Annotated in this window: 17 protein-coding genes; 1 reads left to right on the top strand and 16 read right to left on the bottom strand. The window is 60.9% G+C overall.

The annotated features are described in order from the left end of the window. Positions 1–46 precede the first annotated feature (46 nt). The 6 genes from D3878_RS10090 to D3878_RS10065 all read right to left on the bottom strand — a co-directional run bounded on the left by D3878_RS10090 (position 47) and on the right by D3878_RS10065 (position 6,004). Positions 47–892, bottom strand: a complete 846-nt coding sequence (locus D3878_RS10090) for an XrtA system polysaccharide deacetylase (RefSeq protein ID WP_119785347.1) — start codon at positions 890–892, stop codon at positions 47–49. Between the two features lie 6 nt (positions 893–898). After that, positions 899–1,924 (bottom strand): XrtA/PEP-CTERM system-associated ATPase, encoded by a 1,026-nt coding sequence (locus tag D3878_RS10085; RefSeq protein ID WP_119785346.1) that lies wholly within the window; start codon positions 1,922–1,924, stop codon positions 899–901. 16 nt (positions 1,925–1,940) lie between these two features. Then, positions 1,941–3,134 (bottom strand): TIGR03016 family PEP-CTERM system-associated outer membrane protein, encoded by a 1,194-nt coding sequence (locus tag D3878_RS10080; protein ID WP_119785345.1) that lies wholly within the window; start codon positions 3,132–3,134, stop codon positions 1,941–1,943. Beyond that, positions 3,131–3,511: a hypothetical protein gene (locus D3878_RS10075; RefSeq protein WP_147383918.1), complete on the bottom strand. Its 381-nt coding sequence runs from the start codon at positions 3,509–3,511 to the stop codon at positions 3,131–3,133. Before D3878_RS10075 ends, D3878_RS10080 begins: the two co-directional genes overlap by 4 nt. Beyond that, on the bottom strand, positions 3,492–4,382 hold the full coding sequence (locus tag D3878_RS10070; RefSeq protein ID WP_199688133.1) for an XrtA-associated tyrosine autokinase: 891 nt from the start codon (positions 4,380–4,382) through the stop codon (positions 3,492–3,494). Before D3878_RS10070 ends, D3878_RS10075 begins: the two co-directional genes overlap by 20 nt. A 92-nt stretch (positions 4,383–4,474) precedes the next feature. After that, a complete protein-coding gene (locus D3878_RS10065; protein WP_119785343.1) occupies positions 4,475–6,004 on the bottom strand; it encodes an XrtA system polysaccharide chain length determinant in 1,530 nt (509 codons plus the stop codon). Positions 6,005–6,425: 421 nt separating this feature from the next. Between D3878_RS10065 and D3878_RS10060 the strand changes: the two genes are divergently transcribed. Continuing rightward, positions 6,426–7,055 carry an XrtA/PEP-CTERM system exopolysaccharide export protein gene (locus D3878_RS10060; protein WP_233556474.1) on the top strand — a complete coding sequence of 210 codons (630 nt, stop codon included), beginning with the start codon at positions 6,426–6,428 and terminating at the stop codon, positions 7,053–7,055. A gap of 37 nt (positions 7,056–7,092) precedes the next feature. Here D3878_RS10060 and D3878_RS10055 read toward each other — a convergent pair whose 3' ends face one another. From D3878_RS10055 to D3878_RS10010, 10 genes are all read right to left on the bottom strand, one after another. Next, positions 7,093–8,328, bottom strand: a complete 1,236-nt coding sequence (locus D3878_RS10055; protein ID WP_119785341.1) for a pyridoxal-dependent decarboxylase, exosortase A system-associated — start codon at positions 8,326–8,328, stop codon at positions 7,093–7,095. Next, positions 8,325–9,920, bottom strand: a complete 1,596-nt coding sequence (locus D3878_RS10050; protein ID WP_119785340.1) for an acyl-CoA ligase (AMP-forming), exosortase A system-associated — start codon at positions 9,918–9,920, stop codon at positions 8,325–8,327. The genes D3878_RS10055 and D3878_RS10050 overlap by 4 nt, the downstream gene beginning before the upstream one ends. Positions 9,921–9,946: 26 nt before the next feature. After that, the gene (gene prsR / locus D3878_RS10045; RefSeq protein WP_119785339.1) at positions 9,947–11,305 is read right to left on the bottom strand and encodes a PEP-CTERM-box response regulator transcription factor; all 1,359 of its coding nucleotides are present in this window, start codon (positions 11,303–11,305) and stop codon (positions 9,947–9,949) included. A gap of 47 nt (positions 11,306–11,352) precedes the next feature. Next, positions 11,353–13,413, bottom strand: coding sequence for an XrtA/PEP-CTERM system histidine kinase PrsK (gene prsK / locus D3878_RS10040; RefSeq protein ID WP_119785338.1), 2,061 nt, complete (start codon positions 13,411–13,413; stop codon positions 11,353–11,355). A 19-nt stretch (positions 13,414–13,432) separates the two neighbouring features. Beyond that, positions 13,433–14,830: a TIGR03013 family XrtA/PEP-CTERM system glycosyltransferase gene (locus D3878_RS10035; RefSeq protein ID WP_119785337.1), complete on the bottom strand. Its 1,398-nt coding sequence runs from the start codon at positions 14,828–14,830 to the stop codon at positions 13,433–13,435. Between the two features lie 294 nt (positions 14,831–15,124). Next, complete coding sequence (locus D3878_RS10030; RefSeq protein ID WP_119785336.1) at positions 15,125–15,859, bottom strand: PEP-CTERM sorting domain-containing protein; 735 nt, start codon at positions 15,857–15,859, stop codon at positions 15,125–15,127. A gap of 221 nt (positions 15,860–16,080) precedes the next feature. Beyond that, positions 16,081–16,809, bottom strand: a complete 729-nt coding sequence (locus tag D3878_RS10025) for a transglycosylase SLT domain-containing protein (protein ID WP_420799578.1) — start codon at positions 16,807–16,809, stop codon at positions 16,081–16,083. A 115-nt stretch (positions 16,810–16,924) separates the two neighbouring features. Next, on the bottom strand, positions 16,925–18,007 hold the full coding sequence (locus D3878_RS10020) for a nucleotidyltransferase domain-containing protein (RefSeq protein WP_119785334.1): 1,083 nt from the start codon (positions 18,005–18,007) through the stop codon (positions 16,925–16,927). After that, entirely contained in the window at positions 18,004–18,924 is a 921-nt protein-coding gene (locus D3878_RS10015) for an HprK-related kinase A (protein WP_119785333.1), read from the bottom strand. Before D3878_RS10015 ends, D3878_RS10020 begins: the two co-directional genes overlap by 4 nt. Next, a complete protein-coding gene (locus tag D3878_RS10010; protein WP_119785332.1) occupies positions 18,921–19,199 on the bottom strand; it encodes an HPr-rel-A system PqqD family peptide chaperone in 279 nt (92 codons plus the stop codon). Before D3878_RS10010 ends, D3878_RS10015 begins: the two co-directional genes overlap by 4 nt. Positions 19,200–19,251 lie beyond the last annotated feature (52 nt).

Here is a 19,251-nt window from a genome sequence, read left to right as displayed (position 1 = left end):
GCCGGGGCTGGTGCCTGGACTGGAGTGCGGGCGGCGTTGGCGGTATTCATTTCTGTTCGAGAAAAATCTTGTCCATGCGGTCCCAGCGGAAATCGCGGGTCAGCGCTTGCAGGCGGTCTTCCATGCGATGCAGGTTGATGTAATGGCGAAAGCGGGTCTTCATGCCGATGCCAGCCTGCCGCGGCTGGTCCGGATCCAGTTCCCAGGGATGGAAATAGAAGATGCCGGGGCTGCTGTCGTCGCGATTGACCTTCTGCAGGAACCAGCGTGACAGCGCATAGGGAAAAAACCGGAAATAACCGCCGCCGCCGGCGGGGAAGTTCCGCTCGAACATGCGCACTGTGGTGATCGGCACTTCCAGCAACCGGTCGCGGCCGTTCGGATAGAAGGAAAAGCGTGGCGCGTCCGGCATGCCGTAGTGGTCATGGCGGATCGGGTAGATGCTGGAGCTGTAGCGGTAACCGGCTTCGAGCAATACATCCAGCGCCCACAAATTGTTGCTGCCGATGGAAAAGCTCGGCGCCCGGTAGCCCAGCACCTGCTGGCCACCGATGTCCTCCAGCAGGGCCTTGCTGCTGCTGACGTCCTGGCGGAATTCGGCTTCGCTCTGGTCGGATGCGCGCAGGTGGCCATAGCCATGGCTGGCCAGTTCATGGCCGCCGGCGACGATGCGCCTGATCATGGCCGGGTAGCGCTCGGCGATCCAGCCCAGCGCAAAAAATGTCGCCTTCACATTTTCGCGCTCGAACAGCGCCAGGATGCGCTCGATATTGCGCTCGACGCGGCAGGGGAGCTTGTCCCAGCTGTCGCGGGAAATGTGCGGGGCGAAGGCCGAGACCTGGAAATAATCCTCGACATCCACTGTCATTGCATTGCGTATCAAGGTCGTCATGTCAGCTCATGCCTCTTCTTCCGGAAGTTTGCGCGGGCGTGGCGTGGAGACGATTTTCTTGACCGCATCCAGGATGGATACCACCGAGCGTTCCATTTTCGACAGGCGCTCATTCATGTTTTCCAGCACTGGCAGAGCCTGCGTCTGCAAAGGATTTTCCGCATCGCCGTCGACTTGGGTTTTTTCCGCTTCGCGCTGTTTCGCCACATCGACCGGCAATGCGAATTCCTGCTGGATATCGGCAATCACTGAAGCCACTTCGTCGCCACCAAAGGCGTGCAATTCTTCCAGGTAGCCCATCAGGAACAGGCGATCGCACAGGGTATTGATGCGACGCGGGATGCCGCCGCTATAGGCATGGATGGCGGCGTAAGCCCCTTCGGCAATGGCGGGGTCGTCGCGCCAGCCGACGGTATGCAGGCGGTGCTCGACGTACGCCCGGGTTTCGGCGGCGTCCAGCGGTCCCAGGTGGTAGGTCGCGATCACCCTTTGCACCAGTTGCTGCATGTCGCCGCTCAAAAGCGTCTTGCGGAACTCCGGCTGGCCGAGCAGGAAGGTTTGCAGCAGCGAAGCGTCGCTGGTCTGGAAATTCGACAGCATGCGCAATTCCTCGACTGCGCGCGGCGTCAGGTTCTGCGCTTCGTCGACCACCAGCAGGGCGCGCTTGCCCTGGGCGTGGCATTGCCGGAAAAACTGTTCGAGCCGGGTCAGCAAGGTCGATTTGCTGGCATCCTCGAACGCCAGGCCGAATGCCGCTGCCACCATGCGCAGGATATCGTCCGAGTCGACATGGGTGGTGACAATCTGGGCGGCGTGGATCTTGTCGGACTCCAGCTTCGCGAACAGGTTGCGCATCAGGGTGGTCTTGCCGGCGCCGATTTCGCCGGTGATGACGATGAAGCCTTCGCCCTGCGACAGGCCATAGTCAAGATAGGCCATGGCGCGCTTGTGGCCTTTGCTGCCATAAAAGAAGTGCGGGTCGGGCTTCAGCTGGAAAGGCTTGGCGGACAGACCGTAGTAAGACTCGTACATGAATCGCCTCGTGCCGCTAGAAAGTCAGTAAAAGGGAAGCCGTGAGGGCGTTCTCGCGCACGTCCCGGCCGGGCTGGTTGTATTCCTGCTGCAGGTGGCGATACTCCAGCGTTCCCTTCAGCTTCGGTGCGAATTGGCGGTTCAGCGCCAGCCGGTAGGTGCGGGTATTGGTCAGCAGGCTGGTGGCAAGTGACTCGGCGCGCACATAGCCCAGGCCGGCGCTCAAGCTGGTACGGGAAGTGGGGTGCCAGTTCCACAAGGCGTCGATGCCGGCTTGATGCGTATCGTCTTCCTGCGCCAGGTTGGCGGCGCCCAGCAAGGCGGTATCGGCCGCACGGGCTGTCTGGGCGCTGCGATTGGTGTCGAACAGGCTCAGCAGCAGCGTGTTCCTGGCGCCATTGATCGCCACCGATGCCTGCCAGCGCTTTTCCAGGAAGACACGGTTGGTCAATGAATTGACCGATGTATTGAGCGATGCCGGCAAGCCATTGTCCTGGATGATTTTATCCACTGCTTGCTGGCGCAAGGCGTCGTCGGGGATACCCGCTTGCAGCATCTGGTTGAGAAATGCCGAAGTGTCCAGGCTGGCCGGCACCTGGAATTGCGATTGCGTGGTGCTGATCTGATCCCCATAGCTGACGACCCAGACGGTGTTGCGGGCACGGTGCCGGGCCAGCAGGGAATAAGATTTGCCAAAATAGCGATGGCCGGCGCTGGCCTCGAGATTAGTCCTGCTTGTGGGCGCCCAGGATACGCCGGCCTGCCAGAAGCTGCCTTGCGGCTTGGCGCCCAGCGAGAGGTAATTGCTTTTTTCGTAGCCGACGCTCGAGGTCAGGGCGAAGCGCGGCGTCAGCAGGTAGCGCAGGCTGGCTGCGGTTTCTTCCATGCGCAGCGAATTCGCATTGTCGTAATCGGTATCCTGGCGGCTGTAGCGCCAGCCCCATCCCACGGTACGAAAGGCGGCGCCACTGTCGAGACTGAGCCGGATGCTGTCATTGCTGCTGTCGAGCAGCCCGCCGGCACTGCTGGCGACCGCATCATGGGTGTAGCGCATCTCGGCCACGGCGGCGCTGCCGAAGCGATGGCGCAGGTAGGGGCTGAGGCTGTAAGTCCGGATGTCAGTGCGGTTGCTGCTCGGGTTGGCCGTGCTGGCTGGCTGGATGTCAAAAGGCGAAATGGTTTGCTGGCTGAGCGATGCCTTGCCGTTCAAAAAAAAAGCTGATCGACCAGTTCAGCGTCGGCATTGCCGATGAACTGGTGGTTGCTGCTGAAGCCGCCCTGCCTGGCATAGGCGAAATTCTGCATTTTGTAGTTGGCCTTGAACTTCAGGCGTGGCCCGTCGCCGGCAATCGCCAGGCCCGGCGTGACCTGGGTAATGAATTCGCTGCGTTCGGTACCGCGCGGCGTCAGCCGCAGATTGTCGCTGTAGATCTCGGCCAAGCCGACGCTGGGCGTGAATGTCCACTGCGCGGCGCCGGCGCCCGGCGCCGCCAGCAAGAGCAGCGAGGCAAGCGCCGATACCGTCGCCACCGAAGTTACAGGCAGCCGGCCCCGGCTTGCATTCAGCCTAGTTATAGTAGCGGCCATAATATTCTTCGCCCGAAAATCCCCTGGACTTGTTGTACAGCAGGCTGATGTTGGTCGACGCGCCAAGCTGGCGCAGTACTGCCTTGACCGCGTGTTGCGTGGTTTTCTCGGCTTCCACCACCATCACGATCTGTCCCATCTGGCTGGCCAGCACGCGCGATTCGGTGGTCAGCAATACCGGCGGCGAATCGAAAATCACGATCCGGTCTGGATAACGTTTGGCGATCTCGTCGAGCAGGCGGCTCATCGACTGGCTGGCCAGCAGTTCGGTCGCATGGCGATGGCTTTTCCCCGCAGGCAGGAAACTCAGGGAATCGATATTGGTCCTGAGCATGACATCGGCCAGATCCAGCTTGTCATCTAGCAAGACATCCATCAGCCCGGTGTCATTTTTCAAGCCGAGGAAATGCGGGACCGAGGGCCGTGCGACGTCGGCATCGACCAGCAGCACCGTATGGTCCATTTCCATGGCAATGCTGATGGCCAGGTTCACCGCGCAAAAGCTCTTGCCTTCGCCGGGCAGCGAACTGGTCACCATGATCAGGTTGGCGTGATTCGACGCAACGCCGCTCGCCCGGTCGAAGGCCTTGTCGATCAGCGGGCGCTTGATGAGCCGGAATTCCTCGGCGATCGCAGTCCTGCCGCCATCCGGGGTGACCATGCCGAGGTCGTGCAGGCGGGCCAGGTTGATCTCCACCCGTTTCGATGTCGCGCCTGTGCTTGCCCTTGCTTCGGCTGCGGCTGCGGGTGTCGGTACTGCGGGTACTGCGATTTTTTGCGCAGCCTCGGCGGCGCTGGCGATGATGGGTGCGCGCGGCGCGTCACCCTTGCCCTGATCCAGCTTGTCGATCGCTTTTTCGATTATGCTCACGCTAAACCTCTATCATCCTGGCCGGCCGCATGCGATTGCCGACGCCAATTCCGTATTGAATTCATGATGCGGCTGATGTGCATCGCGCTTGCCTAGGCGCGCAGCAGCATGAATGACATCAGGCCGCCGTACAAGGCAAGCAGGCCCATGAATGACAGGCCAAAGGCCACCAGCCTTTTCTTGCGTCGCCGCTGTTCCTGATTGGTCCAGATCATCGATACCGTACCCAGTATCGGCAAGCCGGTTTCATTGCGCAGTTCGTTCTGGCTCAGGAAAGTCGGCCGGATTTTACTCATCAGGAAGGCAAACGCAATCCCCGCCACCAGGGCGCCCGCCAGCAAGCCGGAAAACAGCAATGCGCGCTTCGGACCAGTGGCTTGCAAGGGCAGGGTCGGCGGGTCGATCACCCGGAAGGTCATCATTTCCGTCGTCGCACTCAACTCATCGGACAGCTTGGCGGCCTCGCGGCTGGCAACCAGCTTTTCATAGTTTTCCTTGTTCACCTGGTAGTCGCGGTTGAGCTGGGCCATCTGGGTTTCGATCTCCGGTGCCGCCAGGCTCATTTGCTTCAAGTGGGCAACGCGCGAGGCGTATTCATCGACGCGTGCGCGCATCGAGGCCGCTCTGGCTTCCGCTGCGGAGAGTGACACTTTCAACTGCTGCAGCATCGGACTGTAGTTGGCACCGGGGTCGCCGCCGGTTTTTTTCTGTTTGGCCTCTTCGAGCTTGCGCGCCTCGAGCTGGGCGATCAGGCGCTTGGTCGAAACGATATCGGGATGCTGCTCGGTAAACTGCAGGTGCAGGTTGTCGAGGTTCTTCTGCAGGGACTGGATCCGTTCATCGATTTCAGGATTGACGACACTGACCGGTGCCGGCGCGGCGCCGCGGCCGCCATCGTCCCCCGATATCTGGCGTTTGATCGCATCCCGGGCCTGCTCGGCTTCGCGCAGTTCCAGCCGGGCCTGGTTCAGGTTTTCCGATACTTCATACAGCTTGCTGCCATAGTCGCCACCCTGGCGCGGCAGCAAGCCCATGTTTTTCAGCTTGAACTCCTTGAGTGCATTTTCCGCTGTCGCCAGCTTGTCTTCATAGGTTTTTATTTGCGCATCGATAAACTGGATCGCCTTGGCGGAATCGTTTTTCTTGCCGCCGAAACTGCCTTCGACGAAGATGGTGAGCAGCGACTGCACGATGTCCTTGGCCAGCCTGGGCTTTTCGCCCGTGTAGGAAATGGTGTAGATATCGTTCTGGATCGTGCCATTGATCTTGATCCGGGAAATCAGCTCGTCAATCAGCTTTTCCTTGTCCTTCGCCGTGCCGGTCTTGATATCCAGGTCTACCATGCGAATGACCCGTTCGACATTGGGCCGGCTCAGCAGAGTGCGGCTCATGATTGAGACTTGCTGTTCCACATTGGGCATCGTGGTCATGCCCGACAGCAGTGGTTTGAGCACACTTTGCGTGTCGACGAACACCCGGGCGGAAGACTGATAGGTGTCGGGCAGCTTGAAGATGACGATGCCGCCCGCCAGCGCCACCAGCCAGGCGATCCCCATCGCATACCAGCGGTATTTCGAGACCCCTTTTACCAGGGCCAGCAACTGAGATACCAATTCCTCCATCTTGCCAGATTCTCCGTGTAGGACAGGTCGGCGCCAGCGTATGCAAGGGCGAAAGGGTCAGCCTGTATGCGTGCCTATGCTGCGCGAGCGATGATCAGTGACGATGTTGCCAAATTGAAAAATAAAATTCTCGCGGAAATATAACATTTTTGCTACTAAGTAATCGTGTAATTTTGCAATAGTTATTACTTTTCAGGGCATTTTTTGCTTGTCGGGATAATAAATTTCCATACGGAAAGTTAGCTTCGAGTATTTGACTGAAATTTACTATTTTTTGAAAGAAAAATGGTGATATTAGTGTTACTAAGGAAATTTTTATCTTATGGTAATGGTAACATCGTGTTGTAATTTCATTGCCAAGTGGCATGCGCCGGTGGAGCGCCTCACCTCTCATACTGGAAAAAAGGAAACTCAAGTGAAAGTGCTTTTCCGTGAGCTCGTTAAAATACTGGGCCTGGCGGCATTTGGCCTGGCCCTACTTGTCGTCGGCGGCTGTACCACCGCGCCGCAGTTGTCGGTCGCCGCAGCTGCGGCGCCTTCTTCGCCGCGCGATTACCTGATCGGCCCCGGCGATACCGTCAGCGTCACCGTCTGGCGCAATCCCGAAGTGTCAATGTCGGTGGCAGTGCGTCCCGATGGCAAGATCACCACGCCGCTGGTGGAAGATCTGACCGCCAGCGGCAAGACGCCGACGCAGCTGGCCAGGGATATCGAAAAGGCGCTGGCCAAATTCATCCAGCAACCGGTGGTAACGGTGATCGTCACGGCGTTTGTCGGCCCGTATAGCGAACAGATCCGCGTCATCGGCCAGGCAGCCAAGCCGCAGGCGCTGGCTTACCGGCAGGGCATGTCCTTGATGGATGTGCTGATTGCGGTGGGCGGTGTCACCGAATTTGCGGCTGGCAATCGCGCCAACATCATTCGCAACATCGATGGCAAGCAGCAACAGCTGGCAGTGCGCCTGAGCGACCTGATCCGCGATGGCGACATTTCTGCCAACGTGCCAATGCAGCCGGGCGATATCCTGGTCATCCCGGAAAGCTATTTTTAGTGATTGCCAGCGTGCCGGGCTGGCCGGCAGCAGCAGGCTAGACCAGCACTTCCAGCGCTTGCGGGTGGCCGAGGAACGCCGACGGGCTGGCACTGCAGCCATAGGCGCCCGACTGGAATATGACGATCAGGTCGCCGACATCTGCTGCTGGCAATTCCATGCGCTCGGCCAGCATGTCCAGCGGCGTGCATAGCGGCCCGACCACCGAAACGGTTTCCCCACTTTTCTCGTTCATGCGGTTGCCGACGGCGACCGGATAATTCTTGCGGATCACCTGCCCCAGGTTGCCGGAGGCGGCCAGGTGATGGTGCATGCCGCCGTCCGTGACCAGAAACACCTGGCCGCGCGAGACCTTGCGGTCGATCACCTGCGTGACATAGATGCCGGCTTCGCCGACCAGATAGCGCCCCAGCTCCAGTGCCACTGTCGCGCCGCCCAAGGCGGCTTGCGCGCGCGGCAGCCAGTGCGCCAGATTGTCGGCGATCGGGCCCACCTGCAGCGCCGTCTCGCCGGCGAAATAGGGGATGCCGAAGCCGCCGCCGATATTCAAGAGGCGCGGCGCTTGCGCGGCGTGGTCGGCCAGCCGCAAGGCCAGCTCGAACGTCTTGCTCTGGGTTTCCGCAATTGCCTGGGCGTTGAGGCATTGCGAGCCACTGAAGATATGCAGACCTTGCCAGTCGAGCCCGAGCTCGCTGATGCGCCGCAGCAGTTGCGGCGCCTGTTCCACATCCACACCGAATTGCCTCGGGCCGCCGCCCATTTTCATGCCCGAGGATTTCAGTTCGAAATCCGGGTTGATCCGCAGCATGACCATTGGTCGCAGCCCCAGTGCCTCACCGATGCGGGCGACGCTTTCCAGTTCGCGCAGCGATTCCAGGTGCAGCACGGCGCCAGCGGCAATTGCCTGCGTCAGCTCGGCGTCGGTCTTGCCCGGTCCGGCAAAACTGATGTGCTGCGCTTGCATGCCGGTATCCAGGGCGACTTTCAATTCGCCGCCGGAAGCGACATCGAGGCCATCGACCAGGCTGGACATGTGCTGCACCAGCGCCGGCATTGGATTGGCCTTGAGGGAATAGTGCAGGCGCAGGCCGGCGGGCAGCGCCGCCCGCAACTCGCGCGCCCGCGCCGTCAGCAAGGCGCGGTCATAGGCATAGAAGGGTGTGCGGCCGACGCGCTGGGCCAGGCGCGGCAAGGCAATGCCGCCGATGTGCAGGTGGCCGTCGCGCACCGGGAATTGCGATTGCGGCGCATGCCTGGGTTTGTCGCTGTTCATGATTCAGCCTCATTTTCAAACAAGCCGGAAAACGCTGCCTGCAGCGCCTTGCGGTCGATCTTGCCATTCGGGTTGCGCGGCAGGTCGTCGTCATGGACGGCGATATGCAATGGCACCATGTAGGCGGGTAGATGACGGCGGCATTCCTGCAGCAGCAATTGCGGCGTTACGCCATCGTCGCCCGGCTTGACGACGGCCACGATGGCTTGCCCGAGGCTCGGGTGGGGTACGCCGAAGGCCGCGGCTTCCGCCACCAGTCCGGTGGCCGCGATGACTTCCTCGATTTCAGTCGGGCTGATGCGATAGCCGGAAACCTTGATCATGTCGTCGCCGCGGCCGACAAAGTACAGGAAGCCGTCTTCATCCATCTTCACGGTATCGCCCGACCATACCGCGATTTCCGCCAGCGGCAGGCCGGCGCCGTCACCCGGCAGGGGGCGGAAGCGCTGCGCGGTACGCTCGGGGTCGTTCCAGTAACCCAGCGCGACCAGCGCCCCGCGATGCACCAGTTCACCGGCTTCGCCGGCAGCGCAAGGCGAACCGTCCGGGCGCAATACCATGACTTCAGCGTTGGGAATCGCCCGACCGATCGAATCCGGCCGCCGCGCCAGTTCGTCCGGCGGCAGGTATGTGGAGCGGAAGGCCTCGGTCAGGCCATACATCAGGAACACCTTGGCCGCCGGCAGGGCCTGACGCAACAAGGCCAGGGTCGTCTGCGGCATGGCGCCGCCGGAGTTGGTGATGTAGCGCAGGGAATCCTGTTGCGGCCAGGCTTGCCGCGCCAGCTGCATCCACAGCGCAGGGACGGCAGCCAGTCCGGTGATGCCGTGTTCGGCAACCGCGGCAGGTATATCCCGGGGCAGCAGGTAATTCATCAGCACTGCGGATGCGCCGACCTCGAACGCGGTGGTCAACTGGTTCAGGCCGTAATCGAAACTCAGCGGCAGCACCGCCAGGATGCGGTCGCCAGGGGTGTTTTGCAGATAGCTGGCGACGCTGGCGGCGCCGGCCACCAGGTTGCGGTGCGACAGCACCACGCCTTTGGGCTGCCCGGTGCTGCCGGAGGTGTACAGGATCGCCGCCATGTCGCCGTCGATGCGGCGATGCGGCAGTCGACCGCTCGGGCCACGGGCGCCGGCCAGCAGGCTGTCCCAGGCAAGCACTGCGCAGGAGCTCGCAATGGCCGGCGGCGCGGCCGTTGCCGTCACCACAACCGTGTGGAGGGCGGGGCAACCGGCCAGCGCATCGCCCAGCATGGCCAGCCGCTCGGCCGATGTCACCAGTACCCGCACGTCGCAGTCGCGCAGGATATGGGCCAGTTGATGGGATTTGAGCAGCGGGTTGACCGGCACGAACACAGCGCCGGCGGCGGCGGTGCCGAACATGGCCGCCACGCCTTCCAGTCGCTTTTCCAGATAAACTGCGACCCGCTCGCCGCGCTGCAGGCCAAGCCCCAGCAAGCCTTGCGCAAATGCCTCCAGCGCACCGCCCAGTGCGGCATAGTCCCAGCGCTGCCGTCCGTAGGCCAGTGCAGGCGATGCCGGCGCCTGCATCGCCTGGCGAATGATCGACTCATGCACGAGATGGGACATTGACATGGCTGGTGTTACACCGCAGTTCAAGCCTGCTTGACGCCGTGGCGGGTCATCAGATCGTAAATGGTCGGCCGGCTCACCCCCAGCATTTCGGCGGCCTTGACGATATTGCCGTCGGTTCGCGCCAGCGCCTTTACCAGCGCCTTGTATTCAGCCTCGTCGCGTATCTGGCGCAGGTTGAGCGGCTCTTCCGTCGCGCCGGACTCCGCCAGCCCGAGGTCGTCGGCGGTGATCTGCGGGCCGTCGGTCATGATGACGGCCCGTTTGATGCAGTTTTCCATTTCACGCACGTTGCCGGGCCAGGTGTGGCTTTCGATCATGGCCAGGGCGTCGGCGCTGAAATTCAGGCGCGAGCGCCCCTCGGCGTCGCTGAAGCGGTTCTTGAAGTGGTGCGCCAGCAAAGCGGCGTCGCCGATGCGTTCGCGCAAGGGCGGAATCGTGACGACGATCTCGCTCAGCCGGTAATACAGGTCTTCGCGGAATTTTCCGGCGGCGGTCAGTTCCTTGAGTTTTTGGTGGGTGGCGCAGACGATGCGCACGTCCACCGGGATTTCCTTGTGGCCGCCGATCCGCTCGATCACGCGCTCCTGCAGGAAGCGCAGCAGTTTGGCCTGCAGCGCCATTGGCAGGTCGCCCACTTCGTCGAGGAAGAATGTGCCTTCATGGGCCAGTTCGATCTTGCCGACGGTTTGCTTGGCAGCGCCCGTGAAGGCGCCTTTTTCATAGCCGAACAATTCGCTTTCCAGCAGATTTTCGGGAATCGCGGCGCAGTTGATCGCCATGAAGCGCTTGTCGCGGCGCGGGCTCAACTGGTGCAGCGCGCGCGCCAGCACTTCCTTGCCGGTGCCGCTTTCGCCCAGCACCATCACGGTGGCAGAGGAGGGCGCCACCTTCTCGATGCTGCGGCACACTTTCAGCATGCCGGGATCGCGGCTGACGATGCCACCCATCGGGGAATCGCCCTGGGTCTGCAGCAGCTGGCGGTTTTCCTGCTGCAGCGCATGCAGGAAAAAAGCGCGTTCGATCACCAGCGCCAGCAATTCGGGCTCGAAGGGCTTCTGGTGGAAATCGTAGGCGCCCATGCCGATCGCCTTGACTGCATTGGCGCGTTCCTGGTTACCGGACAGGACGATGATCTTGGCATCCGGTGTCAGCGCCAGGATCTGCTGCAAGGTCGCCAGTCCTTCCGAGGCGCCGTCGGGGTCGGGCGGCAAGCCGAGGTCCATGGTGATGACCGCAGGCTCGTGGCGCCGCACTTCGGCCAGAGCAGCGGCGCGGTCGCCTGCCACCAGTACCTCATATGCGTCGAAGCTCCAGCGCAACTGCTTTTGCAGGCCCGGGTCATCTTCGATGACGAGCAGTTTTTTCCTGTTTTGGCTCACGTATTCCCTTTTGCCCTGATTACGCCCTTGTTCGTTCCAATACTGTCTTACGCAGCCAGATCGGCCGCGCGCTCTTCTTCCTGTCGCAGCGGCAGGCTGAGGCGGAAAGTCGTGCCTTGCGATGGCCGGCTTTCCACCTCGAGCCGGCCGCCCAGTTCATTGACGTATTCGCGGCTTTCGAACACGCCGATGCCCATGCCGCCTGCCTTGGTCGATTCAAAGGGGTGAAACAGTTTCTCGCGGATGAATTCCGCGCTCATGCCGGTGCCGCTATCCTTGACGGTCACGACTGCGCAATCCGCCTGCCGTTCCAGCAGGACGCTCACTTTACCATCCTTGGGTGTGGCTTCGATAGCATTCTGGATCAAGTGGCCGATCACCCGTTCCAGGCGCGACCAGTTGGCGAACACGGCAAGCCTGCTGTCGGCGACATCAAGCGTCGGCTTGGGTTCGGCTCCGGATTTTGCTGCGACTGCTTGCCGCAACAGCTGTTCCAGCGGCAGCGAAGCCGGCGTTTCAACCGATATGCCCCTGGCCAGCTTTTGCAGCAACAGCTTCATCTTCTGTACCGAGAGATCGACGGTTTCCAGCATGTCTTGCTGGAAGGCCGGGTTGTGCTTGTGCTTTTCCGCATTCGACAGCAGCAGCGAGAGCTGGAATACCAGGTTCTTCAGGTCATGCACCATGAAGGTGGACATGCGGTTGAAGGATTCGAACTGGCGCGCCACCATCAACGCGTTCGCGCTTTCCTGCTGGGCCAGGTAACTCGCCGCCTGGCTGCCGGCGATTTTCAGCAAATCCAGCACTTCCCAGTTCAGGCTGATGTGGCTGCGCGGTTCGGCCAGCACCATGAAGCCGAACAGCTTGCCTTGCAACAGCAGCGGCACTACCAGCCGCGCCCGTGGAAAATGCAGCAGCCATGGCGGGATGATGGCTTCGGTCTGGTTGCCGGTAGCGGCGCGTTCCTCTTGCAAATCGACGACCCATTCCTTGTTTTCCAGGAAGCGGCAAAACACGCCATCGAGCGCTTCAGTCGCGTCGGGAGGCGTCAGGTTCCAGTGCGCGGTCGCTTCGCACTGGCCGGATTCGCGTGCAATGTACAGGGCACCCGCGGGGCTTTCCACCAGGTCCGCCACTGCCTGGATGGTGCGCTCGCCCAGTTCGGGGCCTTGCCTGGACAGGGTGCGGGTAAAGCGCATCCACTCTTCCCGGTAGTCATAGCCATAGCTGTAGAAATGCTTGCTGATGAATACCCGCAGCCAGGCGCGGCAGGCGCCGGAAAACAGCACCGCAGCCAGCAGGACCAGGGCACCCGACAGGAACACCGCCTGCATCACGTTGCCCCAGTTGCCGCCGAAGAAACGCAGGTAGTAGCCGGCCGCCGCCATGGCCAGGAGATAGATGGCCGAACCAAACAGTGCAGCCGAATGGTAGAGCACCCGGCGCGACACGGAAATTCCGGGCGACCACTGCGGATTGCGCGCGGCCGAAATCGCCAGCAGCGGCACTGCCAGCGCATTGACGCCGCCGCGGGCAGTCCAGATTTCGGGATTGACGTGACGGAACAGCATGGCGTCGCTGTACAGATAGAAATCATAGGCGAACATGCCGCCGATGCCGAGGCAGGCAAACTTGATGCCCCAGCGCTCGCGCGGCGGCGTATTCCTGAACAGCTGTTCCACCAGCAGCATGCCGGCGATTGCCAGTGCGAGCCGCGCGAGCGGGGTGGCGGTCAAGCCAATCAAGGCAAACAGGAAAGCGGGCTGCAAGAAAAACACCGCAGCCATAAGCGCCACGCCGACCAGGAAACGTTTGCTTTTCAAAACGGCGAACAGCCTGGCGCCGCTCGCCGGCTTCAATAGCACGAACAGGAAGGCGCACCAGCAAGCCCCGCGCAGCAATTCCAGAATGTGCGAAAGCAGGGGCACGGGGGTTGCCGAAGCCGCTTGCCAGGCCAGTGCCGCAGCCCAGCCGGCGCTCAGCAGACAGGCGCTGGTGACGGCCATGCCGTGCAAGCGGCCGCGCCAGCTCGTCAGCAGCAGCATGCTCAAAAACAGGAATGCCAGCGCGGCGCTGGCATAGCTCACGGTCGCGATATTGCCTAGCATGCGATGCGCTCCGCCGCCATTAACGCGCGCCCTTGCCCAGCAACACCACCTGCAAGGTATCGATCAGGATCAGGATGTCGAGGAACAGGCTATTGTTCTTGACATAGTAGAGGTCGTACTGCAGTTTTTGCACGGCATCCTCGACCGAGGCGCCGTAGGCATAACGCACCTGTGCCATGCCGGTGATGCCGGGCTTGATGCTGTGACGGACGTTATAGAAAGGGATTTGTTCGTTCAGCTGCTGCACGAAGAAGGGGCGTTCCGGGCGCGGTCCGACAAAACTCATTTCGCCTTTCAGCACATTCAGGATCTGCGGCAGTTCATCGATGCGCAGCTTGCGGATGATGTTGCCGACGCGGGTGGTCCTCGGATCGTTCGATTTCGCCCACTGGGGGTTACCGGCCTTTTCAGCATCGTTGCGCATGCTGCGGAACTTCAGGACCATATAGGTTCGGCCATCCTTGCCGACCCGCTCCTGCTTGTACAGGATCGGCCCCTTGTCTTCGAGATAAATGCACAGGGAGGTGATCAGCATCGCCGGAATCGATACCGTGAAGATCAGCAGGCTGACCACCAGGTCGAAGCTGCGCTTGCAAAAGGCGCGCAAAAAGCTTTGATCGAAGCCGGTGCCGAACACCAGCCAGCTCGGTTGCAGCGAGTCGACGCGGATCTGGCAGGCTTCGCGTTCGAAGAAGGTGGCGGCATCCGTGACCTTGATGCCGTTGAGCTTGCAGTCCAGCAGTTCCTTGATGGGGAGGTTGCCGCCGCGGCGGTTTTCCACCGAAACGATGATTTCTCCCACGTTATGTCTGGTCGCCATGGCAGCCAGCGGCTCGCCGCCTTGCAGCATGGCGGAGGCGACAACGCGTGTGTCTTCCCCCGACACCGGGACATAGCCGACGATGTGATACTTGTGGTAGGCAATATTGTGTTTGGCAAGCTGCCCGCATTCCTTGGCCAGCGCGCCGCTGCCGACGAAAATAATGCGTGATTCGAGCAGGCCGAATTCCGAGGATTTGAAAATCAGCACGCGCGCCAGCAGGATTCCCGTGGCCGATATGACGATAACCAGGCCTAGAATGCCGCGGCCAAAATACAGCTCGGGCAGCAGATAGAAAACCAGGGTCAGGATGCCGAAGCCGAGGGCGAAGGCCGGCATCAGGCGCAGGAGGGTATTGCGAAAACCTTCGCGGTATTTGAGTTGATACATGCCCAGCGCGCTCATGCTGAAGAGCATGGTCATGGTAAAGGCGCAGGCTGGCAGGAAGAAGCGGTCGAAATGCGCCGCGAAGCTGTCCGTCGTATCGCGGAAGCGAATGCTGGTGCCGAGATAGACCGACACGATCAGGACAAGAACTTCCACGGCAAACAGGATGGAAATTATTTTGGATACGTGGTGATTGGATATTCGTAACATCGCCAGTCTGCAGAAAAATTGCCCCATTGAAAAAAAGGCTAGTCAAAAGATTACTACAACTTATCAACATTTCCCACAGTCAAATTGTGAAAAATCGTGTAAAAATCGTTTAAAAGTTTCTATGTGGAATTAAAATTGCAGATTATCTGAGCGCCCCTGAGAATTCCCCATGAAAGTTGGCGGATGCTCGAAGCAGGCGCGCATGCAAAAAAACCCGCCTTCCAGAAAAGGCGGGGTTTCTCGGAAACCTGGAGCAGCTGGCGCTACGCCGTTACCATGATGTTGATGCGATGATCAGGCCTGCTTCTTGCGCCGTGCAAGTCCCGCCAGGCCGGCCAGGCCGAGACCCAGCAAGGCCAGCGAACCCGGCTCGGGAACAGTGATGGACTCGACATAGACCACCATGTCCTGGTAATCCTTGTCCGAATAGGCCGCCAGCTGGTCTTCCCATGCCAGGATGAAGCTCGCCGAACCCCACACGCCCGGCGCTCTGGTCGGCAGCTTGATCCAGTCGCCATCGCCCTGGAAGGCGACCAGCTGGTCATTACCGCCGTTCAGGCTGGCTTGCGAGTAAAACGTCGGGCCGTTCGCGGTGCCGAGATAATAGCCAAACAAGGAGCTGGTGAACTGCACGCCGGTGCCGAAGTTGACCGAAAACTGGTTCGAGTCGTTGACGCTCAGGAACGCCTGGCCGCCGCTGGAGGCAGCGCCGCTGAACAGTTGCAGGTAGGTCGTCGGATTGTAGATATCGTAGATGCCGAAAGTATTCGTGCTTGCACTGCCGGCAACTTCGATGATCATGGTCGAGACGGAACCGCCGGAGGCTTCGATCAGGAACGTGCCGCCTTCATCTGCCTGGTTCAGGTTGACATCAGGTGCGGCCGACAGCGACGTGCCTGCAGCAGTGTACAGGCTGTTGATCACGGTTTGCAGATCGGGCGATTCCCCGCCCAGAAAAACCGGCGTAGCGAAAGCTGACGTCGAGGCGACGAGCGCAACGCCAGCCAGAAAAGATTTGATCATGTTCATATTAACCTTCCTTAAGTGCTGTATGCATTCAAAAATTATTGTTTCGGCAAACATAAAGCAGATAGCGTGCCAGTCAATAAAATCAACTACTTACAGAAATTTAAGGGGGTGAGTGTAAGAATGGTCGACACTGAAAAGATGGCACGCAAGCCGAAACAATTTATTTCAGGCTAACTGCGCTCGTTGATAAAAAGTTACTTCTGAAAGGATGGGTGGATTTTCTATACAGCGCAGTAATTTTCCGAACGTAGTTTTGTGTTTCCGGATAAGGGGGGGCCGCGATGATATTGCACCGCGCGTTCGCCGGCGTTATATGCCGCAACCACCAAGGGGACATTTCCCTGAAAAAAGGCTAAAAGCCATTGCAAGTATGAAAGCGCCCCCTTGATGTTTTCTTCGGGATCAACCGCATCCTTTACCCGGAATCTTCGTGCTGTTTCGGGTATCAATTGCATCAGGCCATGGGCATTTTTAGGCGAGACTGCCCGCGAATTGAAAGCGGATTCCACGCGGATGATCGCCAATGCCAGTTGGGGATCGATGCCATAGCGCGGTGCCAGTTTGTGTACGAGATCGTAAACCGGCCCTCTGGGATAAACAGGCGCCAGACTTTCCAGGTCGACAGGGGCGGGCGTCGGAGGCAGCAGGCAGGCGGGCAGGGTGAATGCCGCATCGGCAGGAATGTAGCGCAGCATTTCCTGCGCCTGCGTGTGTCCCTGGCGGGCGGCCATTTCGAAGAAATGCCGGGCAATGCCATCATCCCTGTCGATCCCTCTGCCATGGGCATACATCCATCCAAGCGCGTACTGGGCGTTTGCATGGCCAGTTTTTGCCGCCATGCAATACAACGCAATTGCCTTGCGATAATCCTGCGGCACGCCTTCGGCATGTTCATGGCGTGCGCCCAATGCGGTCTGTTCTTCTACAGAAAGTTTTGTAATGCCATCCATAGCGCCAGCGAATGCTTCGCCTGCGCGGGCAGTATCGACTGCGAGGCTGTGCATTGCCAGCATCAACAACAGTATGAACAGCGTGCGGCCAGTCATGAGTGCGCGGGGGAGCCGGTCAATCTTCCGGTTTCGATGAAATAAACGCCTTGTGAAACAGATGCTGCGCCAGCAGCAGGGGCGGCATGCGCAGCCAGTTGGCGCGTATGTACAGCAGCGTGCGGGCGATGCCGCTCAGGCTGTCTGTACATCCCGCATGGTCCGGCAAGAGGGCGCGCAGGAAGAGCGCATCCATCATGGCCAGCAGGGCATTGCCGGGGCGGCCCAGTTGCGCCGCCTGTGCCAGTGTGTCGGGCGGGATGCTGGTATGCAGCATGCGGGCGGTATAGCGCAATGCGTAAAACAAGGGCCGGGTCAGTTCCAGCGCCACGGCGCGTTCAATCAGCAGCGGCCAGAACGCCGGCTGGCGGCCGAAATGGCGCAGCAGATTGTCGAGGTCGACCAGGTCGCGCAGGCCGTTCTCCAGTTCGCCGTCATGGAACAGATGCACGGCGCTGTGCAAGACCATGTCGGCCGGCGCCAGTGTCAGCAAGGCGGTATGCCCCGCCACCGGGCATGCCGCGGCGCGCAGTTTTGCGGGGTCGGGATGCACGGGAGCGGTTTCCGGCACGATCGCATGATGCACATCGATGACGGTCATGCGGCGGATATGCCGCATCGGCGGCAACTCGTGCATCCAGGTGCGGTAATAGCGCTGGTCGTAGGCGTCATGGTGGGTCGCTGCCCAGCCATGCAGCATCAGCGCCGCTTCGACTTGGTCCAGCTTTTCTTTGGGGACCAGGATGTCGATATCGGAAAACAGCCGGCCGCGCGCGCCGGGCAGTTGCGCCATGACATAGGCGGCGCCTTTGAGCAGGATGATGGGCACGCCACTGGCTGCCAACGCTTGCCCGATCAGGGAAACTTCATGACGCACCGCCAGCACATGCCGTTCGGCGAGCGCATGTGCCCAGCCGAGATGTTCGCGCGCCTGCGCGGGGATGGCTGCGAACAGGCCGTGCTCATTCACGATAGCGTGAAGACTGGCCAAGAGGTTGGCTTTGCGCGCCTGGCGGATCAGCATGTCCCAATCTGCCAGCCCGAACGAAGCAAGGCGATCCGGTTGCCGCAGCGCTTGCAATAGCAGAGGCGGTGCTGTCATGGCAGCAGGGCTGGCAGCGCCAGCTGGTTGAAGGTATCGATGGCTTCATCGAGCTTGCTGTACGTGAAGTCGTAGCAGGACGATGCGCCGATCAATCCTGCCAGGCTGGCGAAGCCTTGCTGGCCCAGCAAGCTGTAATTGAAGGCATTGTCGGCGGCGCGCATGAAGGCGCGGGCTTTCGGCACGACAGTCAGGCGCGCATCGGCGCCGGCTTCGTAGCGCGGGAAAATCACCCAGCCGGGACGGGCGCATTCGCTGGCGCGGGCAACGCTGTCGGCCGGCGCTTTCATGTGCGCCACCGTGCCTTTCATGGTATCGCGGACCTGGCGGCTGAAGACCGCGTCCGGCGTGTATTGGCGCATGATGTCGATCGAAGCATTTTTCAGGCTCACCGGCCGCGGCAGCGGAACGACGCAGCCGTCCGCGATGCGGATCAGTGCCAGTTCGTCCGACAGCAGGCGCCAGCCGCGTTGGGCCAGGGCGGCGCACAGGGTGCTTTTGCCCGAGCCTGGCGGGGCCGGCAGGATGACCGCATGGCCGTGTTTTTCCAGCACGGCGGCATGGATGATCAGGTAGCTTTGGGCGTGGCTGGAGACGCACCAGTTCAGACCCCATTCGAACATGGGAAAGGCCTGGTCGGCCGGCAGCGGCTTGAAAGTGCGGGTGCCGTCGAACAGGAACAGCACCTGCGGCTTGAGCCAGCGCCGCAAGCCGTTGGGCAGGGCAAGCCGGATATGGAAGTCGGCGAAATCCTCTTCCTCGGCCAGCGGGTAATCGGCATACAGCAAGCCGATGCCTTCCGCAGCGGCGGCCAGGGAGGTATGCACGCGCGTGACGAAAGGGCCGGTGCGGATGCATAAACCGCGCTCGCGCAAGCGCTGCTGCAACTGTGCCGGGCTCAGGGCGGAAATGTTCAAGGTGAGACGGCGGCGATCAGGCCAATGCCGGCAAGCTCGGCGAGCATGGCGTCCACGTGCGTATGCGCCTCTTCAGCTGTCAGGTCCGGCCAGTGCTGCTCAAGCGTGTGCGCAAGCGCGGCAATATCGCCCGGGGCTTGTGCGATCGCCGCCAGCAAGCGGGCGGCTGCCAGGCCCAGCAAGTGGGTATTGCCGGACAGCGCATCGTAGACCACGACTTCATCGTCCCAGGTGCGCGTGTGCAGCGACTGCGGGGAGATGGCTTGCCATTTCATGAAAGTGGGTATCTGTTCGCAGGCGCGGCAGGCAGTTGGGGCAGAGACCGGC

This window comes from Noviherbaspirillum sedimenti (genome assembly GCF_003590835.1).
Classification (GTDB): domain Bacteria; phylum Pseudomonadota; class Gammaproteobacteria; order Burkholderiales; family Burkholderiaceae_D; genus Paucimonas; species Paucimonas sedimenti.
Note: the sequence above shows the minus strand (reverse complement) of the source record. Positions and strands in the feature narration are given on the sequence as shown.